Source organism: Massilia oculi, from assembly GCF_017582745.1.
Classification (GTDB): domain Bacteria; phylum Pseudomonadota; class Gammaproteobacteria; order Burkholderiales; family Burkholderiaceae_D; genus Telluria; species Telluria oculi_A.
This window is the reverse complement of sequence record NZ_JAFVIM010000002.1, coordinates 311410-332044: the sequence shown is the minus strand read 5'-3', so window position 1 is coordinate 332044 and position 20635 is coordinate 311410. Positions and strand designations below refer to the sequence as shown.

Here is a 20635-nt window from a genome sequence, read left to right as displayed (position 1 = left end):
CATCCATTGGGCAGGACAATGGTTTGGAATGGTGCGGTTTGCGCTGTTCCAAACCAATTTTTTTTTGCGCCGGTGTCGAATTCTGGAGGGTTATTAACAGTTAGATGAGAACTTGTTTAAATCTATGCAGTCTTATGCATTATGAACAAGTTCGTTTCCATCGGCACGGCTGCGCAAGCCTTGGGCGTCTCGACCAGTACCCTGCGTCGCTGGGAGGCCAGCGGTCGGCTCACTCCGGTACGAACAGAAGGAGGTCAGCGCCGGTACGACTTGGCCGCCTTGCGACCTGAAACGCAGGGCGGTGCCCAGGCGGTGCGCAAGACTGTCGCCTATGCGCGGGTGTCCAGTCATGATCAACAGGCGGACCTGGAGCGGCAAAAGCGGGTACTTGAATTGTACTGCGCGAGTCATGGATGGGCGTTCGACATGATTACCGACCTTGGGTCGGGCATGAACTATCGCAAGAAAGGCTTGAAACGTTTGCTCGATGGGATAGTCGAAGATGAGGTTGGGCGCCTGGCCTTGACGCACAAGGACCGGCTGCTGCGTTTTGGCGCAGAGCTGATTTTCTCCCTGTGCCAGGCAAGGCAGGTCGAAGTGGTCATCATCAACCAGGGCGAGGACACCAATTTCGAAGAAGAGCTAGCCAGCGATGTGCTCGAGATCATCACCGTCTTCTCGGCCCGTCTCTATGGAAGCCGCAGTCACCGCAACCAGAAGCTGATCGATGGCGTGCGCACAGCACTCAAGGAGTCGCAATGTATCTAGGCCATCGCATGCGACTCGATCCGAACAATGTCCAGGCGACGTACCTGGCACGTGCCGCCGGCACTGCACGTTTCGCCTATAACTGGGCCTTGGTCGAGTGGAGGCGGCAGTACGAGGCAAGCAAGACCGATCCGACGGTGGACAAGCCAAATGAGGCGGCGTTGCGGCGCCAGCTCAATGCGATCAAGGCCGAGCAATTCCCCTGGATGCTGGAAGTGACCAAGAACGCACCACAGATGGCGATCATGCAGTTGGGGCAAGCATTCGAGAATTTCTTCAAAGGTCGTGCCCGCTATCCCACCTTTCGCCGCAAGGGCCGTGACGATCGATTTACATTAAGCAATGACCAGTTCCGTGTCGAGGAAAATCGCATCCACATTCCAAAACTGGGATGGGTTCGCATGCGCGAATCCCTGCGTTTCTCCGGGCGCATCGTCTCGGCCTCGATCAGCCGGATTGCGGATCACTGGTACGCGAGCATTACCGTTGACATCAAGGATCAACATCAACCGCCAGCCGAAACCCAAGGCGCGGTGGGAGTCGACTTCGGTGTCTCGGCGCTGGCCACGCTGTCGACCGGTGAAGTGTTCACCGGCCCGAAAGCGTTGGGCACACTGCTCGCCCGTCTGCAACGCCTGTCGCGCGAGGTTTCACGCAAAGTCAAAGGATCACGCAATCGTGCCAAGGCGAAAGCCAAGCTTGCCCGGCTATACGCCAGGATTGCCGATCAGAGGCGCAACGGCCTGCATCAGTTGAGCACCTATATCACCCGCTGTTTCCACACTATCGGTATCGAAGACCTGCACGTGAAGGGCATGCTCGGAAACCGTTGCCTGGCCCGAGCGATCGCTGACATGGGATTTGGTGAACTTCGCCGCCAGCTGGAATACAAGGCGACGCGGCGCGGCGGTCAGGTTGTCGTGGTGGATCGCTGGTATCCGAGCAGCAAGACGTGCTCCTGCTGTGGCTACCGGATGGATGTGCTTCCACTGACGGTTCGCCATTGGCGTTGTCCCGGCTGTGGCGCACTGCATGACCGGGACGTCAACGCGGCAATCAACCTGAAAAACATGGCGGTGAGTTCCACCGCATCGGCCTGTGGAGGGGCAGGCGCTGGCCTCGCGCGTCAAGTGCGAGGTGAAACCGGCCCCGGTGAAGCAGGAATTCAACAGCAAAGTTAACTATAAAGAGCTTTGCGTAAGTTTGAAGGAACGGGTCGAGGTTCATATCAAGCAGGAAGGCATTCCTTCCCAGATCCCGGTCGAGCTGTGCTATCTCGGCTGGCAAGAGTCGCTCGAGCAACTGGCGAAACTGGTCGAGCCCGAGATTCGGGACCGAGCACGCTCTGTAGCCGCCGCGCCACGGTAGCGTCGGTATTCGCTGGCACAATGACGCAAGCGATACTACCGTCATGGAGGTGGCCATGCGCATCGAGCATCTGCGGACCATGCTGTTGCTGTTCGGAGCCATGCTGATCGGCATGGCCCTGCTTGCCTGCGGCGGCGGTGGCGGCAGCCCGGGCGTCACCGGAGCGGTCCCGCCACCGGCCAGCACCGGATCGCTGGCCGTCAGCGCCAGCGGCCTGCCGGCCGGCGTCAATGCAGTCCTGCGCGTCACCGGCCCCAACAACTACCTGCAAGACCTGGCCCAGTCTCAAACCCTCGCCAACCTGGCGCCCGGCAGCTATAACGTGTCGGCCTCGCCGGTCACGAGCGGCGGCGTCACCTATCAGCCGGCGCCGGTCTCGCAAGCGGCGACCGTCACCGCCGGCGCCACCGCGGCCGCCACGGTGAGCTATGGCAGCGGTCCGCTGACGCTGGTCGCGACGCAAGTCGTCGCCGGGCTCGACAGTCCGACCTGGCTGACCGCCCCGCCCGGCGACCGCCGCCTGTTCGTCACCGAGCGGCCGGGCCGGGTGCGCATCGTAGACAACGGCAGCACGCGCGACCAGCCCTACCTCGACATCGGCGCGCGCGTGTCCACCGAAGGCGAAGGCGGCCTGCTATCGCTCGCCTTCGATCCGCAGTTCGAGCGCAACGGTTATTTCTACGTCTACTACACCGACTTGCAGCGCAATATCGTGGTCGAGCGCTTCAATGCCGGCGCCACGGCGACGGCCGCCAATCCGACGTCCGGCCTGGTCATCCTGCGCATCCCGCATCCGACCTACCTCAACCATTTCGGCGGCCAGCTCGCCTTCGGTCCCGATGGCTACCTGTACCTGGGCACCGGCGACGGTGGCGGCGCCGGCGACCCGCAAGGCAATGCGCGCAACCTGGCCAGCCTGCTCGGCAAGCTGCTGCGCATCGACGTAACAAGCGCCACGACGGCCCAGCCCTATGCGATCCCGGCCGGCAATCCGTATCGCGACGCGGCCGGGCGCCGCCCCGAGATCTGGGCTTCGGGCCTGCGCAACCCGTGGCGCTTCAGCTTCGATGCCAGCCAGCTCTACCTGACGGACGTCGGCCAGGAGCGGCGCGAAGAAATTAATATCGCCGGCACGGGCCAGGCCGGCCTGGACTATGGCTGGAACGTCCTGGAGGGAACGCTGTGCTACGGCGCCGAGACCTGCGAGCGCGCCGGGCTGACCCTGCCCGTATTCGAATACGACCACGGCGCGAACGACGTCAACGGCTGCTCGATCACCGGCGGCTTCGTGTACCGCGGGCGCGCCCTGCCCGAGCTGGCCGGCCGCTATTTTTATTCCGATTTCTGCGGCGGCTACCTGAAGAGTTTTCTTGTCACCGGCACGAACGTCGTCGAGCAGCGCGACTGGGAGATCGCCGACATCGGCGGCATCGTGTCCTTCGGCCGGGATGCCGAAGGCGAGCTGTACTTACTCACGAGTGACGGAGCCATCCATAAAATTGGACGCGGCGCCACACAATGAGTTTAGAATAAAGAGATGGCACGCTTACAACTCAATCTTCCCGAAGACCAGTTTTACTATTCGACGCAGCTGACGGTAAGGGTCACGGACATCAACGCCGCCAACCACCTGGGCAATGAATCGATGATCGCGATGATCTCCGAGGCCAGGGCGCGCTTCCTGTTCGAATTTGGTGTCGCAGAGACCGAGCGCGACGGCAATGGCATCATCGTCACCGACCTGGCCGCGACCTACCGCGCCGAAGCGTATGGACGCGACCAGTTGCTGTTCGAAGTCGGCGTCATGGATTTCAATAAATACGGCGGCGACCTGATCTTCCGCATCACCCGCCCGCGCGACAAGACCCTCATCGCCATGGCCAAATCCGGTTTCGTCTTCTACAACTACAAGACCAGCCAGGTTTGCTACATGCCGGAAGACTTCCGCAACAAGTTCGAACGCGTGAACTGGATCGACTGAGTCGGCCAAGCCTCATGAGCACGCCCCGTCCCGGTTTCCGGCACGGGGCGTTTTGTTTTCTAAAAATAGTTGGAACTTTTTAGGGCTCCCGGCGGAATACAAGAAAAGAAGACTGCCATGACCTTGACGACAGAACAACTTGACACCGAACTGCTGCGCCGAGTTCACGCCGGACAAGCCGAGGCGTTCACGGCGCTGTACCGGCGGCACCAGGGGCCCTTGTACCGCTACGCGCTGCTGCGCTGCGGCTCGGGCGATGCGGCGGCCGACATCGTGCAGGAAGCCTTCATGGGCCTGCTGACGGGGCGGCTCGGCTACGACCCGCTGCGCGGCCAGTTGCAGCACTTCCTGTTCGGCGTGGCGCGCAACCTGGCGCTGAAGCTGGACGAAGCGCGCCAACGCCATCCGCAGTTGCCCGAACCGCTGGACGATGACGGCGACCTGGACCTGGACGCGGTCAGCGACGCCGCCGGCCCGCTGGCACGGCTGCTCGGCAACGAGGCGGCGGAAGAAGTGCGGCGCGCGCTGTCGCTGCTGCCGCCGCACTACCGCGATCCGGTGATCCTGTACGAGCTGCACGACCTGTCGTACCAGGAAATCGCCACCGTCTGCCAGGTCGACATCGGCACAGTGCGCTCGCGGCTGGCGCGTGGCCGGGCGGCGCTGGCCAAGCGCTTGTACGGGCTGCAGGGCGCGCCGTCGAACGATGCGCACCTCGCATGAAGCCAAAGAAGCTGGAAGGAAGAATGATGAACGACCAACACGACAATCCCGACCCGCTACTCGCCACCGGCTTCGCCGCGCTGCGCGGCGAGCTGGCCGGACACGACGCCCCGCGCTGCGTGGAAAAGGAATTGTTGCAGGCTTTCGCCCGCCAGTTCCCGAAGAAGCAGCCCTGGTACCGCAAGCTGTCGCTGCCCCAATGGGGCACGGCCGGCGCCCTGGCCTCGCTGTGCGGCGTGGCGCTGTTGCTGGCGCTGGCGCCGCACCAGGCGATCACGGTCGGCCCACCGGTGATCGGTGTCGACGACGGCGCCGCCTTCATCGCCCTCGAATCGCTGGAACGGATCGAGAGCGAACCCTATACCCGGGTGGTCGAGGCCGAGCTGCCGCAGAGCGCGCTGGCGCCGCTGGGCATGCCGCTCAATCCGCAGACCGCGGGCGAGACGGTGCGCGCCGAAATGCTGGTGGCGCAGGACGGCCATCCCCTGGCGGTGCGCCTGAGCGCCGTCAACTGACACGATTTACTGTGAGGACTGTATGAATACCAGGAACATCCTGATCGCCACCCTGCTGGCAAGCGCCTTTGCTCCGGCCCTGGCCGAGGACTATACGATCGACCAGGGCAGCGACGGCGAACGCCGCATCGTGATCCGCCAGGGCACGGTGACCCTGCCGCCCGGTCAGCAGGCTGCGCAGCGCGCCGGCGACACCACCACCCTGACCGCATCCATGCTCAGGATCTCGAGCTCCGGCATCGTCAAGAATGCGCCCTACAGCGCCGAAGCGGTCTCGGAGAGCATGCAGCGGCTGGCGGACGGCAACCAGATCGTCAACACCTCGCGCTCGATGCAGTATCGCGACGGCGCCGGCCGCACCCGCACCGAGGTGCACGGCGATGACGGCGAGCTGCGCACCATCACCATCAGCGACCCGGTCGAAGGCGCGCGCTGGATCCTGAACCCGCAGCGCAAGAGCGCCACCCGCCTCGACATGAAGTCCGAGCTCGCCCGGGCCGAAGCGGATGCGGCGCGCGCCGCGGCGACGCAGGCCCGGATCGCCGCGGCCCAGGCCCGCGCCCTCGCCGACCAGCAGCGGCGTGCGGCCGATCAGCAGCGGCACGAAGCCGACCAGCAACGGCGCGCGGCCGACCAGGCGCGCGAGCGCATCGATCAATTACGCAGGGAAGGCAAGCTGCAGGAGGGGACGCACATCATCGTCAAGGACGTCCAGCGCGGCGTCGACGCGACCGAGGTGCGCGTGCGCGTCGCCCAGCCGGCGCCCATGGCCATGCCGGCGGCGCAGGCGATGTCGGCCCAGATCGCGCCGATGATCATCGGCGCCGTCAACGACGGCAAGTGGTCGGCCAAGGCGGTCACGCGCGAACTGGGCGGGCGCGATTTCTCGGGCGTGCGCGCCGAGGGCAACCAGCGCAGCTACACGATCCCGGCCGGCGAGATCGGCAACCGCGCGCCGATCGAGGTCAGCAGCGAGACCTGGTATTCGCCCGAGCTGCAGGTGACGGTGTACCACAAGCGCAGCGATCCGCGCAGCGGCGAGGTGGTGTACCGGCTCGACAAGCTCAAGCGCGGCGAGCCGCCTGCGGCCCTGTTCAGCGTTCCATCGGACTATACGGTGCGCGATCCGCTCAAGGTGAGCAGTACCAGGACGGGCGGCAAGGACGACTAGCCTTTAGACGACAATGCGACCATTCTTCGTTAGCGTATAAACGTCGTCCCCGCGAAGGCGGGGAGTCGTTACTGCCAGTGGCAGTAACGACGTGCTCATGATAACGACAGGGGCGTCGTTAGCGATTCATAAGGACATCAAGCGCTCAACTCCCCCGCTTCTTGGCCAGGATGGTCTCGTTGAACCAGTCGTCAATCATGCGCTTCTCCGCGCGCAGGCTGTCGCTGTCCGACATGCGGTTGATGCGCTGCATATAGTTCATGTCGGCCAGCCGCGCATCGCCGCCCTTGAGCACCTGCCCATTCTGGGTCAGCGAATAACGCAGGTTGATGATCGGCCAGTCCGCCGTGCCTTTCAGGATGCGCAGCTCGCGGCCGCCGCGGAAGTTCGGGTATTCGCGGCCAGCCAGGTCGATGTCGGTGACTTCGATCGCCAGGTCCTGGCCTTCCGGCAGCTGGGCGCCCAGCTTGGTGAAATAGTCGCTCAAATCCTTGAGCACCTGCTCGCGCTCCCATGGCGCGAAAGGCAGGTCGGCAAACTTGTCGGATTCGATGTAATTCACGGTGACGCCGGCCGAGGCGGCGCCGGCTGTCAGCGCACACAGGCCCGCGAAGGCCGTTTTCATCAGTAATGATTTCATCTCTAGCTCCTTGGATTGCTTTTATCGTTCGTATTGCATTGAAATATACGCCGCTTCGTGCAGCCGCGCTCGTCTCGAATCGTCGTACTTTGTATCCAAATGTTAGGCCCCGCACATGACCAATAGATGGTGACGGATGAGAATGGCGCAAGGGAGAATGCCATGCCGGAAGGTACATCGCTCGTCATCTTGAAGGAACAATCGGCCCGCTTCGTGGGCCAGGATATCGTGCGCGCCGGCGGCAACGTCCGCGCCGTCGACCCGGAGCGGCTGGTGGGCCAGCGTATCGTCGGCCTCCACACCTGGGGCAAGCATTTCCTCATCGAGACGCCCGAGCTCATCCTGCGCATCCATTTTTTGCTGTTCGGCACCTACCGCATCGACGAACGGCGCGACAAGGAACCGAGACTGTCGATCGAGACGCAAGACGGCGGCGAAATGAATTTCTACGCCTGCGCAATCCGCGAGATCGATCGCGCGACCTTCGAGGCCTATGACTTCAGCGCCGACGTCATGTCGGACAGCTGGGATCCGAAACAGGCGCGCAAGAAGCTGCGCGCGCAGCCCGATCTGCTCGCCTGCGACGCCCTGCTCGACCAGGACATCTTTTCGGGCGTCGGCAACATCATCAAGAACGAGGTGCTGTTTCGCATCCGCGTCCATCCCCTGTCGACCATGGGCGCGCTGCCAGCGCCCAAGCTGCGGGCCCTCGTCGACGAGGCGCGCCAGTACAGCTTCGATTTCCTCGGCTGGAAAAAAGCGTTCGTGCTCAAGCAGCACTGGCTGGCCCATGCCAAGAAAATCTGCCCCCGCTGCGATATTCCGTTCAAAAAAGCCAATCTCGGCAACACGCGACGACGCGCCTTTTATTGCGAACGTTGTCAAAAACTTTACGCCTGAAGCAACCTTGTATTTTGCCTGCAACATCCTCTCACTATCGGCAGAGTAGCTGTTACATTGCCGCCGCACAATTTCAATATTGCCTGTTGTTAAGGGTCATGTGTCGTACTACAATCGACTTGACTCTGGGCTACGTTTACGTTCAGAAATTGCATGTCCAGACAACTTTTCCTACGATATCGGATTCGTCTATGTCCTTCCTGTCTTCCGCTGCGCCCAAGCTCGCACCCTGGAAAGTATTGCTGGTCGATGACGAACCCGACATCCATGACATCACCAAGCTGACCCTGTCCCGCTTCCGCCTCGACGGCCGCGCGCTATCCTTCGTGCATGCCTACAGCGGCGCCGAGGCGAAGGAAGTGCTGGCGCGCGAAGAGGACATCGCGCTGGTCTTCCTGGACGTGGTGATGGAGCGCGAGGACAGCGGCCTGGAAGTGGCGCGCTGGATGCGCCAGGAGCTCGACAATCAATTTACCCGCATCGTGCTGCGCACCGGCCAGCCGGGCCAGGCGCCCGAGGAACGCGTGATCGTCGACTACGACATCAACGATTACAAGGAAAAGACCGAGCTCGACCGCACCAAGCTGTTCACCACCACTTTCGCCGCACTGCGCGCCTACCGCGACATCATGAAGGTCGAGGAAGCGCGCCGCGTGCAGCAGACCTACCGCGAAGGCCTGGAACGGGTGATCGCCGCCTCCGCCCACATCTTCCAGCAACGCAACCTGAAGGACTTCGCCAATGGCCTGCTGCAGCAGGTGGTGGCCCTGCTGCGCCTGGAACAGAGCATGCTGCTGCGCCTGAAGGCGGCCAGCGTGATCACAGGCACCAGCCAGTACGAGGTGCTGGCCCAGATCGGCGACATGGGCGAGGAAGAAATCGGCCCGGAACTACTGAGCCAGCTCGACGACGCCCGCCACAACCGCATCTCGCGCCTGCACGGCGACACCTATGTCGGCTACTTCCCGAACAATAGCGGCAAGGCTTCGCTCTTGGTGCTCAAGGGCGTGGACGAGATCTCGGACATCGACGCCCAGCTGCTGGAAGTGTTCTGTTCGGGCGTGGCGATTGCCTTCGACAACATCCTTCTCAATCAGGAAATCACCGATACCCAGGCCGAGCTGATCCTGCGGCTGGGCGACGTCGTCGAATCGCGCTCGCACGAGGCCGGCAACCACGTGCGCCGCATGTCCCAGGTCTGCCACATGCTGGCCCAGGCCTCTGGCATGCCGGAAGACGAGACGGCAGTCTTGATGCACGCCGCGCCGATGCACGACGTGGGCAAGATCGCGACGCCCGACGCGGTGCTGCTCAAGCCGGGCCGCCTGACCGAAGAAGAATGGGAAATCATGAAGCAGCACCCGACCATCGGGCTGCAGATCCTGGACGGCTCGCAGCGCCCGATCCTGAAGGCGGCGGCGGTGATCGCGCACCAGCACCACGAGAAATTCGACGGCACGGGCTACCCGCAGGGGCTGCGCGGCGAGGACATCCACCCGTATGCGCGCATCGTGGCGGTGGCCGACGTGTTCGACGCGCTGAGCCACAAGCGCTGCTACAAGGATGCGTGGCCGCCGGCGAAGGTGACCGAGCACCTGCGCGAGGTGGCTGGACATCATCTGGATCCGAAATACGTCGACCTACTGATCAAGAATATGGACAAGGCGTTGGCGATCAATGAGAAGTGGCCGGATTGACCGACGATGAATGACGTAGGGTGGACGGGTTCCCCGTCCACGCGTCCAACCATCGTGTGACCGGCCAATCAAACACGGGTTGAACGCGTGGACGGCAAAGCCGTCCACCCTACAAAGGCAGCAATCACGCTGCGGCTTTTTCCGCGCGCAGCGACTGCGGAAACCGCAAGTGATACCGCAGTCCTTCCCCCAGCCCACTCTCCACCCTCACCGTTCCGCCCAGCGCCCCGGTCACCAGGTTGTACAGAATATGCGCCCCCAACCCGCTCCCACCCGTCCCACGCTTGGTGGTAAAGAACGGATCGAACAGCTTGTCCAGCGTGTCCTTGTCCATCCCCGCCCCATCGTCGGCATAGTCGAGCACGACCCAGCCATTTTCTTCAACCGCCGCCCGCACGCTGATATTGCCCGGCTGATCGCGCTCGAATCCGTGCACCAATGAATTGACCACCATATTGGTCACGATCTGCGACACCGCCCCCGGATAACTGTCCAGCACCAGATCCTTCGGACATTCGACCTCCACCTTCACCGGCCGCCCTTTCAGTTTGGGCTGCAATGACAACAACACTTCCTTCAGATACGCGTCAAGATTAAAGCTGCGAATATCGCCCGACGACTGGTCCACCGCGACTTGCTTGAAGCTTCGGACGAGCGCCGCCGCGCGCTGGGTATTGGTGGTCATGATGCGCAGCGACTGGTCGACCACGTCGAAGAAGGTGGCCAGGCTCTCTTCCGTCATCTCCCCCGCCGCCAGCTCCTCGCGCGTGAGCTTGAGTTCCTGCACCAGATGGCTGGTCGCGGTCACGCAAATGCCCAGCGGGGTATTGATCTCGTGCGCCACGCCCGCCACCAGCCGTCCCAGCGAGGCCAGCTTCTCCTGGCGCACCAGTTCCGACTGCGCTTCCTGCAGCGCGTGCAGGGCGTCGTTCAGCGCCGCATTCTGCTGCTCGAGTTCCTGCTTGGCCTTGCGGATCTTGCGGTCGGCCTGCATGCGCGCGATCGCCACCGCCACATGGCTGGCCATGAAGGCCAGCAAGTCCAGGTCGGCCTTGGTATAGACGATCGCCGGGTCGTAGCTCTGCACCACGAGCACGCCATACGGCTTTTCGTGGACCAGCATCGGCGCCCCCATCCAGCTCGCGATTTCCGTACTGCCGAGAGGCTCGGCGACGATGCCGTTGGCCACCAGCTGGCGGAAGCTCCCCAGGTCGTGCAACTGCGCCTGCTTGCTCGACAAGACATAGGAACACATGGCCTTGCCGAACGGGAATCGCTGCAGCGGCGGCGTGCTGTCCTTCTGGTCGACGAAATACGGGATGCTGATCTCTTCCGTATCCGGGTGGTAGAGCGCGATCAGGAAGTTGTCGGCCACCATCAGCTCGCCGATGATCCCGTGCAGGCTGGCGCTCAGGGCGTCGGCGTCGAGCGCCTGGGCCGACAGGTCGGCGATCTGGTACAGCGCGTGCTGCACCTTCTCGGCGCGGCCGCGCTCGGCCACCTCGTGGGCGAGGGCCGCGGTGCGCGCCGAGACCGCGCGCTCCAGCCGCTCCACGCTCTGCAAGCCTTGCAGCGCGTTCGACACGTGATTGGCGATCAGGGCGAACAACGCCTGGTCTTCCGCGCTATAGGTCTCGTCGGGAGAATAGCTCTGGATGACGATCGCTCCCAGCGCCTGGTGATTCTGGTCCAGCAGCGGGCAGGCGACGAAGTGCTCCGGCACGCTGCCATCGCCCCAGCGCCCGCTGTTCTTCAGGCGTTCGTGGAAGTCGGACGCCGTCAGCACCAGCGTCTGGCGGTTGAGCAGCACCCAGGCGGTCGGCGACTGCTCGGGCGAGGCCAGGGTGATCCGTTCGTTGGGATCGCGGGTGCCGTCGGCCTCGTCGACGAAATAGGGGAAGCGCACCGTACCGTCTTCGCGGTCGGCCAGCGCAACGTAGAAATTAGCCGCATACATGATGCGGCCCAGCGCCCGGTGCACGGCCTCGATGAATGCGGTGATGTCGCTGCAGCTGGTCGATAATTGCCCGATCTCGAGCAGCATCGACTGGACCGCTTCCAGCCGGTCAAGACGTTCCATGCTTCCCCCACGTAATCAGAAAATGCGTAGAGGAAATAGTAGCAGCTTGCCACCCACCGCAGCAGTCCTGCGGCGAGTGAATGTGGTTTATCTGTGATGTTTCAGCGCGGGGCGCGGAAATCGTTCTCGATCCAGGCCAGGGCCGCGGCCTGGGTCAGCTTGAAGGTCGGGGCTACCCGCACCTTCGCCACCTGTTCGCCCATCTCGTCCGTCGCGGCCAGCACGGCATAGGGGTCGTCGTCGTCCGGCACGATGTCGAGCGTCACTTTCAGCTCGCCCTCGCCGGTCGACACGAACAGGTTCTTGTGCAGGATCGCGTGCATGTGCTGCTCGTGGCGGCGGATCACCTCGGACGCGGTCTTGATCAGCGTATTGAAGGCATTCACGTCGAGCGGCTTCGGGTTCTTCTTGTCGCGGCCCATGGTCCACGGACCGACCAGCGCCGGTTCCGGCTCGCCGTCCTTGTACATGGCCACCGCCCAGCCTTCGTCGTCGTCGTTCTTGATCACGCGCGCGGTCCAGCCATTGCCCTGCCACAGGCGGGGTTCCTGCACCGGACCGGTGTCCTGCTCTTCTTCGTCGTGATCGTGGGTCTGGTCGTTCATCTGCTTCCTTCTGTATCGCTTGCGCCAAAACCACGATCATAGAGGAAACCAGACCCATGAAAAAGCCCGTACGCGCAGGCAGTACGGGCTTTTTGCGAGTGACTCGACAATATCAGGCCGGACAGTCGTCGACGATGCGCGGACAGCGCCAATCGGGGCCTGGCGGCGGCACGATCGGCGGGCCCACGGGAATCGGCCGCGGGTCGCCGTTTGGCGCCGGCATATGCCGGCCGGCCGGATGATGCGGGTTGATGATGATCGGCGGTATCGCGGGCGGCGCCGATGGCGGATCTTTGGGACTGCCAATGACGACGGCCAGGCGGTTCCGGATTCCATGAATGACAGCGTGCATAGGATCCCCCTGTGACAGAGAGGATCAGTATAGGAAACCGAGCAGGCATTACAAGCAAAAAATTGCCTACAGCCCTGTCCGGCCCCGCCTATGCACGTTTCGTCCCGCAAAACGTGCCGCCTGTCGCACGCCGGTGGCCGCGCCGCGCGCGGAGGCATACAGTTCGAGCATGCAAGAACAAAACGTTGAACCGACTACTACCCCAACTGCGAGGACCGCCATGAAAAAATACGCCCCCTACATCATCCTGTTCCTGTTCGCCGCGCTGCTGTTCAACAGCTGGGGCAACGACATGACGGTGCACTTCGACGGCGACGAGATCGACGGTCCTCTGGGCTGGATGCTGGCCACCCTGTTCGCAGGCGGCGGCGCCTTGCTGGCGGTGTTCATCACCCTCATGGTGGGCGTGCTCCTGGCGGTGGTGTTCGCCGGCGTAGGCGTGATGCTGCTGGGCTCGCTGGGCATCGGCGCCATCGTCCTGGCCCTGGCCATCTCGCCGCTGCTGCTGCCGCTGGTGATCCCGGTGGCCATCATCTGGTACTTCATGAGCCGCTCGCGCAAGGTCAACCTGGAAAAGCCCGCCAGCGCCTGACCGCCATCACGATTCCTCTGTTGGCCGGGCTTGCCCCGGCCTTTTTTATGCCTGCTTGCGCGCCACGTATTGTTCGTAGCCGCGCGCGCGCAAGGCGCATGCCGGGCAGGTGCCGCAGCCATGGCCCCAGGGATGCGCATCGCCACGCTCGCCCAGGTAGCAGGTGTGGGTGTCGAAGCGGATCAGGTCCACCAGCGCGTCGCCGCCCTCCTGCTGCGCCAGTTCCCACGTTTGCGCCTTGTCGATCCACATCAGCGGGGTCTCGACCTTCAGGCGCGTCGCCATGCCCAGGTTGAGCGCCACCTGCAGCGCCTTCATGGTGTCGTCGCGGCAGTCCGGATAGCCCGAGAAGTCGGTTTCGCACATGCCGCCCACCAGCACGTTCAGACCGCGCCGGTAGGCCACCGTGGCCGCCACCGTCATGAACATCAGGTTGCGTCCAGGCACGAAAGTATTCGGCAAGCCGTTTTCCTGCATGGCGATCGCAACATTGCTGGTCAAAGCCGTGTCAGAGATTTTCGAGATCAGGGACAGGTCGATCATGTGGTCATCGCCCAGGCGCGCGTCCCAGCCCGGATTGAGCGCGCGCAGTTTCGACAGCAGGGTTGGTCGCACCTCCAGTTCGATCGCGTGGCGCTGGCCGTAATCGAAACCGATCGTCTCGACCCGCGCATAGCGCTGCAGCGCCCAGGCGAGGCAGGTGGTGGAGTCTTGGCCGCCGCTGAACAGGACGAGCGCGGTGTCGGAAGATGGAGTGGTCATGGTATGAAAGGCAAGAACTGTGATCGATAAGCGGGGCATTCTGTCACAGATTGCCGGCACCGTGTGCGAGCCGGTCCGAGGCGCACGTACAACATTCCGTGGCGGCATCGACTTTGCCAATCAGTTAAGATGCGAACGAGTATTCTCAGTGGAGCGCCATGTTGTTACCTCGATCGATTCCCCGCCTGCGTCCCTTATCCCAGCCCGTGCGCGACGCACTGACCGGATTGGGCGCATTGTTATTCGCCACTGCCGTATACGCACAAGACACCAAGGCGGTCGACTACACGGTACGCATCGATGCCCCCGGCGCCCTCGAAGAACTGCTCGAAGATAACCTCGACCTGATGCGCTGGCGCGGCAATGCACGGGTCGACCTGGAACAATTGCAGCGCCTCGTGAAAGAAGCGCCCGAACAGGCGCGCACCCTGATCGCCACCGAGGGCTATTACTCGCCCAAGGTCTCGGCCGGCCTGGATACCAGCGGCGCGCAACCGGTGGCGCGCATCATCGTCGACCCCGGCCAGCCGGTGCTGGTGGGCGACGTCGACCTGGTGCTGCAGGGCTTCGCCCCGTTCGAGCAAGGCGGCGCGCCGTTCGACGCCAATGCCCTGCGCAACCGCTGGACCCTGCCGGTCGGCAGCCAGTTCCGCCAGTCCGACTGGGAAGGCGCCAAGCGCGGCCTGCTGCGCGACGTCGCCCAGACGCGCTTTCCGCGCGCGCGCCTGGTCGAGACCAGCGCCACGGTCGACCCGGACACGCGCCGCGCCCTGCTGCGGGTGGTGATCGATTCCGGCCCCGAGATGCGCTTCGGCGAGCTGCGCATCCGCGGCCTGAAGCGCTATCCGCGCGAGGTCATCACCAACCTCAACAAGATCAACCCGGGCGACGAATACAGCGAAGCCGCCCTGCAGGCCCTGCAGTCGCGGGTGCAGGACACCGGCTACTTCAGCAGCGTCGAGGTCAGCACCGACATGCGCGCCGTGCTCAATGCAGAGATCGCAGACATCAAGGACGATGACGACGACGACGCGAATCCCGCCACGCCGCAGCCGCCGACCGGCCCGACCGTGCTGCCGGTCGTGGTGCGCGTGACCGAGAACAAGCAGAAGAACGTCGAGGCCGGCGTCGGCTTCTCGACCGACACCGGCGCCCGCGCCTCACTGGGCTACGACGACCTGAGCGTGTTCGGCAAGCGCTTCAAGAGCGACCTGATCTACGAACAGAAACGCCAGACCGCGAAGGGCGAATTCTTCTGGCCGACCTCGTCCAAAGGCCATAACGACAGCGTCAGCGCCGGGGTCGAACGCGAGGACGTGCGCGGCGAGATCACCACCCTGGCCAGCGTGGCGGCGCGCCGCACCTGGGGCTCGCCGCTGCTCGAGCGCAGCCTGACCCTGGAGGTGCTGACCGAGAAACGCGAAGTCGACGGCCTCGAAGCCACCCGCGCCAAGAGCCTGCCGCTCACCTACAGCATCACCCGGCGCAAGCTGGATAGCCTGATCCAGCCGACCAACGGCTATGTGTGGAACGCCCAGTTCGGCGGCGCCGTGCTGCCGATCCTGACCGACGAAAAATTCCTGCGCCTGTACCTGCGCGGCATCTATTACAAGCCGGTCGGCGCCGCCGGTTCGCTGATCCTGCGTGGCGAGACCGGCGCCGTGGCGTCGAAAGAGAAGCTGGGCGTGCCGAGCACCTTCCTGTTCCGCGCCGGCGGCGACCAGTCGGTGCGCGGCTACGGCTACCAGGAACTGGGCGTGCAGGAGAACGGCGCCACCGTCGGCGGACGTTATCTCGCCACCGCCAGCGCCGAATACCAGTACTGGTTCAAGCCGCCCTGGGGCGTGGCCGTGTTCTATGACGTCGGCAACGCCGCCGACAAGTTCGGCGACCTCAATCCCAAGTCGGGCTACGGCGTCGGCGCGCGCTGGCGCAGCCCGGTCGGCCCGATCAATGTCGACCTGGCCTATGGCCACGCGGTGCGCAAGGCGCGCCTGCACTTCTCACTCGGATTCACGTTCTGATGGATACCCCTGAAAACCAGCAGGCGCCAGCGCCTGACCAGCCTCAGGCTCATAACACACGCCGCTGGCCGCGCCGCGTCGCGATCGGCGTCGTCGCCACCGGCGTCATCGTCGGCGGCGCGCTGTGGTACCTCGGCCGCGAGACCACCCTGCAAATGATCGTCCAGCGCGTCGCCGACGCCACCGGCGGCAAGCTCACCGTCACGGGCGTCACCGGTTCGATCTACGGCGCCATGCACATCGAGCGCCTCGTGTGGCGCACCGACGAACAGATCGTCACGGCGGTCAAGATCGACGTCGACTGGTCGCCATCGCAGATCCTGTCGGGCGGCATCCTGGTCGACAAGCTGTGGGCCGCCAGCGTGCGCATGCAGACGCTGAAGGAAACCGACGAACCCTCGGTGCTGCCGGCAAGCCTCGCGCCGCCGTTCCGGATCGAAGCCGACAACGCACGGCTGAACCGCCTGACGATGGTGAACATCGCCGGCGCCGAAACGACGATCGACAATATCCGCGTGCGCGCCAAGGGCGACAAGCGCAGCTGGGTGGTGCAGGATGCCGCGGCCAGCACGCCCTGGGGCCAGGTGGCGGCCAACGCCACGCTCGGCGCCCAGCGTCCGTTCAAGATCGACGCTTCGGGCAGCCTCACGCAATCGAAGGCCAGCGCCGGCGCGCGCGCCGCCCAGCTGCAGCTGAAGGTAGGCGGCGACATCGAGAACGCGACCCAGATCGACGCCACCGGCCAGGCCGGGCGCGCCATCGGCGACGCCCATTTCACCATCTCGCCCTATGCCGAGATTCCGCTGCGCGCGCTGCGCATCAATGGCCGCAACCTCGATCCGGGCTTCTTCAACCCTGCCCTGCCGACCGCCGACCTGACCCTGGCCGTGGCCGGCAAGCTGGACGCCAACCGCAATATCAGCGGCAGCGTCGACATCACCAATACCGGGCCGGAAGGCACGATCGACCAGCAACGCCTGCCGCTGCGCGCCGCGCGCGGCCAGCTGGGCGGCAGCCTGGACGCGGTGCGGATCTCCGACGTGCTGCTGGACTTCGGCGCCGCCGGCAAGTTCACCGGCACCGGAGGCGTCCAGCGCGAAAAGGACGAAGAAGGCATCGGCACCGCGCGCTTCGCGCTGCAGACCGAGCGCTTCAACCTGCGTGAAGTCCATTCGGCGATGAAGCCGACCGCGATCAAGGGCAGCATCGCGGTGACCAACGAAGCCACGCGCCAGACCCTGGAAGCGAACCTGGCGGACGCCGGCCTGCGCCTGTCGGCCCTGGCGACATTGGAAAACAACGTCGCGACACTCAAGGAGGCGCGCCTGAACGCCGGCCGCGGCAGCGTCACCGCCAGCGGGAGCATGAACCTCGAAGGCGACAAGGCCTTCAAGGCCACGGCCAGCGCAAACCGCTTCGACCCGTCGGCCTTCGGCGACCTGCCGGTGGCCGACATCAACGCCACGGTCAATGCGGCGGGCGCGCTCAGCCCCGAATGGAAGGTCGACGCCGATTTCGCGGTGCGCCAGAGCCGCCTGATGAACCAGGCGCTGTCCGGCAGCGGCAAGCTGAGCGCCGATGCGAAACGCATCAGCGGCATCGACGCCAACCTGGCGCTGGGCCAGAACAAGGTCGATCTGAAGGGCGCCTTCGGCGGCGCCGGCGACCGTCTCAACTGGCGCCTCGATGGCCGCCAGCTGGCGGCGGTGCGCAGCGACCTGTATGGCGCGCTCACGGCCAACGGCGTCGTCAGCGGCACCATGCAGGCGCCGCGCACCACGTTCGAGGTCAATGCGCAAGACCTGGGCTGGGTCGCGGCCCAGCGCAAGAACGGCAGCGGCGTGCTGCGCGCCAGCGGCGAAGCCTGGCTCGGCGGGCCGGAGAATGCGCGCGCGGTCGAGGTCAAGGCCAGCGGCAGCACCCAGCGCTTCAACCCGGCCGCCTTCGGCTCTCCGCTGGCCGGCAACATCAATTCGACCTTCAGCGGCAGCGGCCGCGCTGGCGCCGACTGGCGCGGCGCGCTCGATTTCAAGCTGGCCGACGATTCGACCCTGGCCAGTTCGCCGCTGCGCGGCCACGCGCGCCTGACGGCCGACCGCCGCCACGTGTCCAATGCCGACGTCGACCTGCGCATCGGCCCGAACGTCATCGCCGCCAGCGGCGCCTTCGGTCTCGCGCGCGATGCGCTCAACTGGAAGATCGACGCGCCGCAACTGGCGGCGCTCGGCCCTGAGTTCGGCGGCGTGCTGCGCGGCTCGGGCGTGTTGTCCGGCACCATGGACACGCCCTCGCTGACCGCCACGGTCGAGGGCCAGAACCTTAAGGCGCTGGGCACGCACAATGTGCGCTCGCTGCGCGCCAGCGCCAATCTAGGTTCCGGCCGCGGCGCGGCCGATCCGCTGGTCAGCAACGTGGAGGTGCTCGACTACGTCAGCGGCGAGACGCGCGTGGCGTCGGTGCGCCTGCAGACCGAGGGCACGCGCGGCGAACACACCGTGAAACTGTCGGCATTGGGCGACGCCTTCGATGCCAACACGGAAATTCGCGGCGGCTTCAACCGCGACACCTGGAGCGGCACGCTGGCCGCGCTGCAGAACCGCGGCCGCTACGCCATGCGCTTGCAGAATCCGGTGCCGGTCACGATCGCCGGTGCGCCCGGCTCCGGCATGAAAGGCCTGGCCAGCCCGGAACGCATCGCCTTCAACGGCGCCGTGATCGCCCTGCCGAATGGCAGCATCACGATCGACACGCTCACCAAGGACGGCCCGCGCTGGAGCAGCCGCGGCCACGCCGACAAGGTCCCGCTCACCTACCTGGCGCAGTTCTCGCCGGCCCTGGCCGACAATGCACGCGGCGACCTGACGCTGGGCGCTGCCTGGTCGGTCGACATGCGCGCGCCGCAGGCCAACGGCGCCGCGCCTTCGCTGGACGGCAACGTCCGCGTATTCAGGGAGGCAGGCGACGCCATCGTCGGCGGCGACACGCCGGTGCCGCTCGGCCTGCGCAAGCTGGAGGCGTCGGCCGAAGTGGTCGGCAGCGGCCTGCGCGTGAACCTGGACTTCGACGGCGCCCGCACCGGCGTGGCGAAAGTCGAGGCGAATGCCCAGATGCTGAACGGCCGCCTGGAAAGCGACAGCCCGCTGCGCATGACGGCCAATGCCGACATCCCGTCGATCGCCTGGCTGGCCTCGCTGGCCGGCCAGCCGGGACTGGAACTCGACGGCGCGCTGCGCCTGGCCATGACGGGCGGCGGCACCATCGGCCGCCCCAGCCTGAACGGCAACCTCGATGGCGACAAGCTCGCGGTGCGCTGGGCCGAACAGGGCGTGCGCCTGCAGAACGGCGAATTGCGCGCCCAGCTCGGCGGCGACCAGCTGCGGGTGGAACGCCTGACCTTCCAGGGCCGCCAGGGCAGCGCCGCCGCCAGCGGCTTCGTGCGCTTCGCCGATGGCGCGCCGACGATGGACGTGCGCCTGAACATGGACAAGCTGGAGGCGCTCTCGCGTCCGGACCGCACCCTGATCATGAGCGGCCAGGCTTCGCTGGTGCGCGACGCCAGCCGCTTCGCGCTGGAGGGTAAATTCCGCGCCGACCGCGCGCTGATCGAATTCGCGCCGCAAGGCAGGCCGACGATCTCGGACGACGTCATCGTGCTGGGCCGCGGCGCCGAGAAAAAGACGCCGGCCATCAAGGAAAAGGAAGTGCCGCTGACGGTCGACCTCGCGGCCGACCTGGGCGACGATTTCCACGTGCGCGCCATGGGCATCGACGCCTACCTGGCCGGCAATGCGCGGGTGCGCATGACCGGCGCCGGCCAGCCGCGCATCAACGGAACGATTCGTGCGGTGAACGGCACCTACGCCGCCTATGGCCAGAACCTGTCGATCGAGCGCGCGGTGCTGACCTTCAGCGGCCCCTACGACAACCCGTCGCTCGACATCCTGGCGGTGCGCAAGCGCCCCGAAGGCGAACAGCTCTCGGAAACCAACGTCGAAGCCGGCGTGCAGGTGCGCGGCACCGCGCAGTCGCCTACCGCGCGCCTGGTGTCGACACCGAACGTGTCGGACAGCGACAAGCTGTCCTGGCTCGTGCTGGGCCACAGCATGGAAGCGGCCAGCGGCGACCAGAAAGGCGTGCTGACGGCGGCCGCCGGCGCCCTGCTTGGCGGCAGCGGCGGCACCGGCGGCATCCAGTCCAAGATCGCCAACTCGCTGGGCGTCGACGAACTGGGGCTCAAGCAGGGCGCCGGCGGCGGCGATTCGTCGGGCCTGGAAAGCACCGTGGTCACGGTCGGCAAGCGCATCTCGTCGCGCGCCTACCTGAGCTTCGAGCAGGGCACCAGCACCGCCTCGAGCCTGGTGCGCCTGCGCTACAAGCTCACGCCGCGCATCGCGCTGCAGTTCCAGACCGGCACCAATAGCGCGCTCGACGTGCTGTATTCCTGGGCCTTCGATTAA

The 20635-nt window shown here is 65.1% G+C and carries 17 protein-coding genes; 13 read left to right on the top strand and 4 right to left on the bottom strand.

What is annotated here, in order from left to right:
• Positions 1–141 precede the first annotated feature (141 nt).
• From J3U95_RS03660 to J3U95_RS03625, 8 genes are all read left to right on the top strand, one after another.
• Positions 142–768, top strand: a complete 627-nt coding sequence (locus tag J3U95_RS03660; RefSeq protein WP_208277302.1) for an IS607 family transposase — start codon at positions 142–144, stop codon at positions 766–768.
• Positions 759–1949, top strand: a complete 1191-nt coding sequence (locus tag J3U95_RS03655; protein ID WP_208277301.1) for an RNA-guided endonuclease InsQ/TnpB family protein — start codon at positions 759–761, stop codon at positions 1947–1949. The genes J3U95_RS03660 and J3U95_RS03655 overlap by 10 nt, the downstream gene beginning before the upstream one ends.
• The gene (locus J3U95_RS03650) at positions 1921–2136 is read left to right on the top strand and encodes an SRPBCC family protein (protein ID WP_208277406.1); all 216 of its coding nucleotides are present in this window, start codon (positions 1921–1923) and stop codon (positions 2134–2136) included. Before J3U95_RS03655 ends, J3U95_RS03650 begins: the two co-directional genes overlap by 29 nt.
• 55 nt (positions 2137–2191) lie before the next feature.
• Positions 2192–3658 (top strand): PQQ-dependent sugar dehydrogenase, encoded by a 1467-nt coding sequence (locus tag J3U95_RS03645; protein ID WP_208277300.1) that lies wholly within the window; start codon positions 2192–2194, stop codon positions 3656–3658.
• 15 nt (positions 3659–3673) lie between these two features.
• Positions 3674–4117 carry a thioesterase family protein gene (locus tag J3U95_RS03640; protein ID WP_109345247.1) on the top strand — a complete coding sequence of 148 codons (444 nt, stop codon included), beginning with the start codon at positions 3674–3676 and terminating at the stop codon, positions 4115–4117.
• Between the two features lie 117 nt (positions 4118–4234).
• Positions 4235–4840 (top strand): RNA polymerase sigma factor, encoded by a 606-nt coding sequence (locus J3U95_RS03635; protein ID WP_208277299.1) that lies wholly within the window; start codon positions 4235–4237, stop codon positions 4838–4840.
• A gap of 26 nt (positions 4841–4866) precedes the next feature.
• On the top strand, positions 4867–5355 hold the full coding sequence (locus tag J3U95_RS03630) for a hypothetical protein (protein ID WP_208277298.1): 489 nt from the start codon (positions 4867–4869) through the stop codon (positions 5353–5355).
• A gap of 22 nt (positions 5356–5377) precedes the next feature.
• The gene (locus J3U95_RS03625; RefSeq protein ID WP_208277297.1) at positions 5378–6526 is read left to right on the top strand and encodes a hypothetical protein; all 1149 of its coding nucleotides are present in this window, start codon (positions 5378–5380) and stop codon (positions 6524–6526) included.
• 145 nt (positions 6527–6671) lie between these two features.
• On the opposite strand, the gene J3U95_RS03620 is transcribed toward J3U95_RS03625, so the two are convergent.
• Positions 6672–7166: a DUF3016 domain-containing protein gene (locus J3U95_RS03620; protein WP_208277296.1), complete on the bottom strand. Its 495-nt coding sequence runs from the start codon at positions 7164–7166 to the stop codon at positions 6672–6674.
• A gap of 162 nt (positions 7167–7328) precedes the next feature.
• Here J3U95_RS03620 and J3U95_RS03615 point away from each other — a divergent pair, with 162 nt between their 5' ends.
• Positions 7329–8066: a DNA-formamidopyrimidine glycosylase family protein gene (locus J3U95_RS03615; RefSeq protein ID WP_208277295.1), complete on the top strand. Its 738-nt coding sequence runs from the start codon at positions 7329–7331 to the stop codon at positions 8064–8066.
• A gap of 191 nt (positions 8067–8257) precedes the next feature.
• Positions 8258–9763: a DUF3369 domain-containing protein gene (locus tag J3U95_RS03610; protein ID WP_208277294.1), complete on the top strand. Its 1506-nt coding sequence runs from the start codon at positions 8258–8260 to the stop codon at positions 9761–9763.
• 124 nt (positions 9764–9887) lie between these two features.
• Here the strand turns inward: J3U95_RS03610 and J3U95_RS03605 are convergent, their stop codons facing one another.
• A complete protein-coding gene (locus J3U95_RS03605; protein WP_208277293.1) occupies positions 9888–11843 on the bottom strand; it encodes a GAF domain-containing sensor histidine kinase in 1956 nt (651 codons plus the stop codon).
• A gap of 101 nt (positions 11844–11944) precedes the next feature.
• Positions 11945–12448: a hypothetical protein gene (locus J3U95_RS03600; protein WP_208277292.1), complete on the bottom strand. Its 504-nt coding sequence runs from the start codon at positions 12446–12448 to the stop codon at positions 11945–11947.
• A gap of 572 nt (positions 12449–13020) precedes the next feature.
• Here J3U95_RS03600 and J3U95_RS03595 point away from each other — a divergent pair.
• Positions 13021–13392 (top strand): hypothetical protein, encoded by a 372-nt coding sequence (locus tag J3U95_RS03595; protein ID WP_208277291.1) that lies wholly within the window; start codon positions 13021–13023, stop codon positions 13390–13392.
• A 45-nt stretch (positions 13393–13437) separates the two neighbouring features.
• Here the strand turns inward: J3U95_RS03595 and queC are convergent, their stop codons facing one another.
• Positions 13438–14154 (bottom strand): 7-cyano-7-deazaguanine synthase QueC, encoded by a 717-nt coding sequence (gene queC / locus J3U95_RS03590; protein WP_208277290.1) that lies wholly within the window; start codon positions 14152–14154, stop codon positions 13438–13440.
• Positions 14155–14312: 158 nt separating this feature from the next.
• On the opposite strand from queC, the gene J3U95_RS03585 reads away from it, so the two are divergent.
• Entirely contained in the window at positions 14313–16178 is a 1866-nt protein-coding gene (locus J3U95_RS03585) for an autotransporter assembly complex protein TamA (RefSeq protein WP_208277289.1), read from the top strand.
• Entirely contained in the window at positions 16178–20635 is a 4458-nt protein-coding gene (locus J3U95_RS03580) for a translocation/assembly module TamB domain-containing protein (RefSeq protein WP_208277288.1), read from the top strand. The genes J3U95_RS03585 and J3U95_RS03580 overlap by 1 nt, the downstream gene beginning before the upstream one ends.

Coding starts and splice junctions, on each gene's coding strand:
- J3U95_RS03660 (WP_208277302.1), top strand. CDS start 142: ATGAACAAGTTCGTTTCCATCGGCACGGCTGCGCAAGCCTTGGGCGTC.
- J3U95_RS03655 (WP_208277301.1), top strand. CDS start 759: ATGTATCTAGGCCATCGCATGCGACTCGATCCGAACAATGTCCAGGCG.
- J3U95_RS03645 (WP_208277300.1), top strand. CDS start 2,192: ATGCGCATCGAGCATCTGCGGACCATGCTGTTGCTGTTCGGAGCCATG.
- J3U95_RS03640 (WP_109345247.1), top strand. CDS start 3,674: ATGGCACGCTTACAACTCAATCTTCCCGAAGACCAGTTTTACTATTCG.
- J3U95_RS03635 (WP_208277299.1), top strand. CDS start 4,235: ATGACCTTGACGACAGAACAACTTGACACCGAACTGCTGCGCCGAGTT.
- J3U95_RS03630 (WP_208277298.1), top strand. CDS start 4,867: ATGAACGACCAACACGACAATCCCGACCCGCTACTCGCCACCGGCTTC.
- J3U95_RS03625 (WP_208277297.1), top strand. CDS start 5,378: ATGAATACCAGGAACATCCTGATCGCCACCCTGCTGGCAAGCGCCTTT.
- J3U95_RS03620 (WP_208277296.1), bottom strand. CDS start 7,166: ATGAAATCATTACTGATGAAAACGGCCTTCGCGGGCCTGTGTGCGCTG.
- J3U95_RS03615 (WP_208277295.1), top strand. CDS start 7,329: ATGCCGGAAGGTACATCGCTCGTCATCTTGAAGGAACAATCGGCCCGC.
- J3U95_RS03610 (WP_208277294.1), top strand. CDS start 8,258: ATGTCCTTCCTGTCTTCCGCTGCGCCCAAGCTCGCACCCTGGAAAGTA.
- J3U95_RS03605 (WP_208277293.1), bottom strand. CDS start 11,843: ATGGAACGTCTTGACCGGCTGGAAGCGGTCCAGTCGATGCTGCTCGAG.
- J3U95_RS03600 (WP_208277292.1), bottom strand. CDS start 12,448: ATGAACGACCAGACCCACGATCACGACGAAGAAGAGCAGGACACCGGT.
- J3U95_RS03595 (WP_208277291.1), top strand. CDS start 13,021: ATGAAAAAATACGCCCCCTACATCATCCTGTTCCTGTTCGCCGCGCTG.
- queC (WP_208277290.1), bottom strand. CDS start 14,154: ATGACCACTCCATCTTCCGACACCGCGCTCGTCCTGTTCAGCGGCGGC.
- J3U95_RS03585 (WP_208277289.1), top strand. CDS start 14,313: ATGTTGTTACCTCGATCGATTCCCCGCCTGCGTCCCTTATCCCAGCCC.
- J3U95_RS03580 (WP_208277288.1), top strand. CDS start 16,178: ATGGATACCCCTGAAAACCAGCAGGCGCCAGCGCCTGACCAGCCTCAG.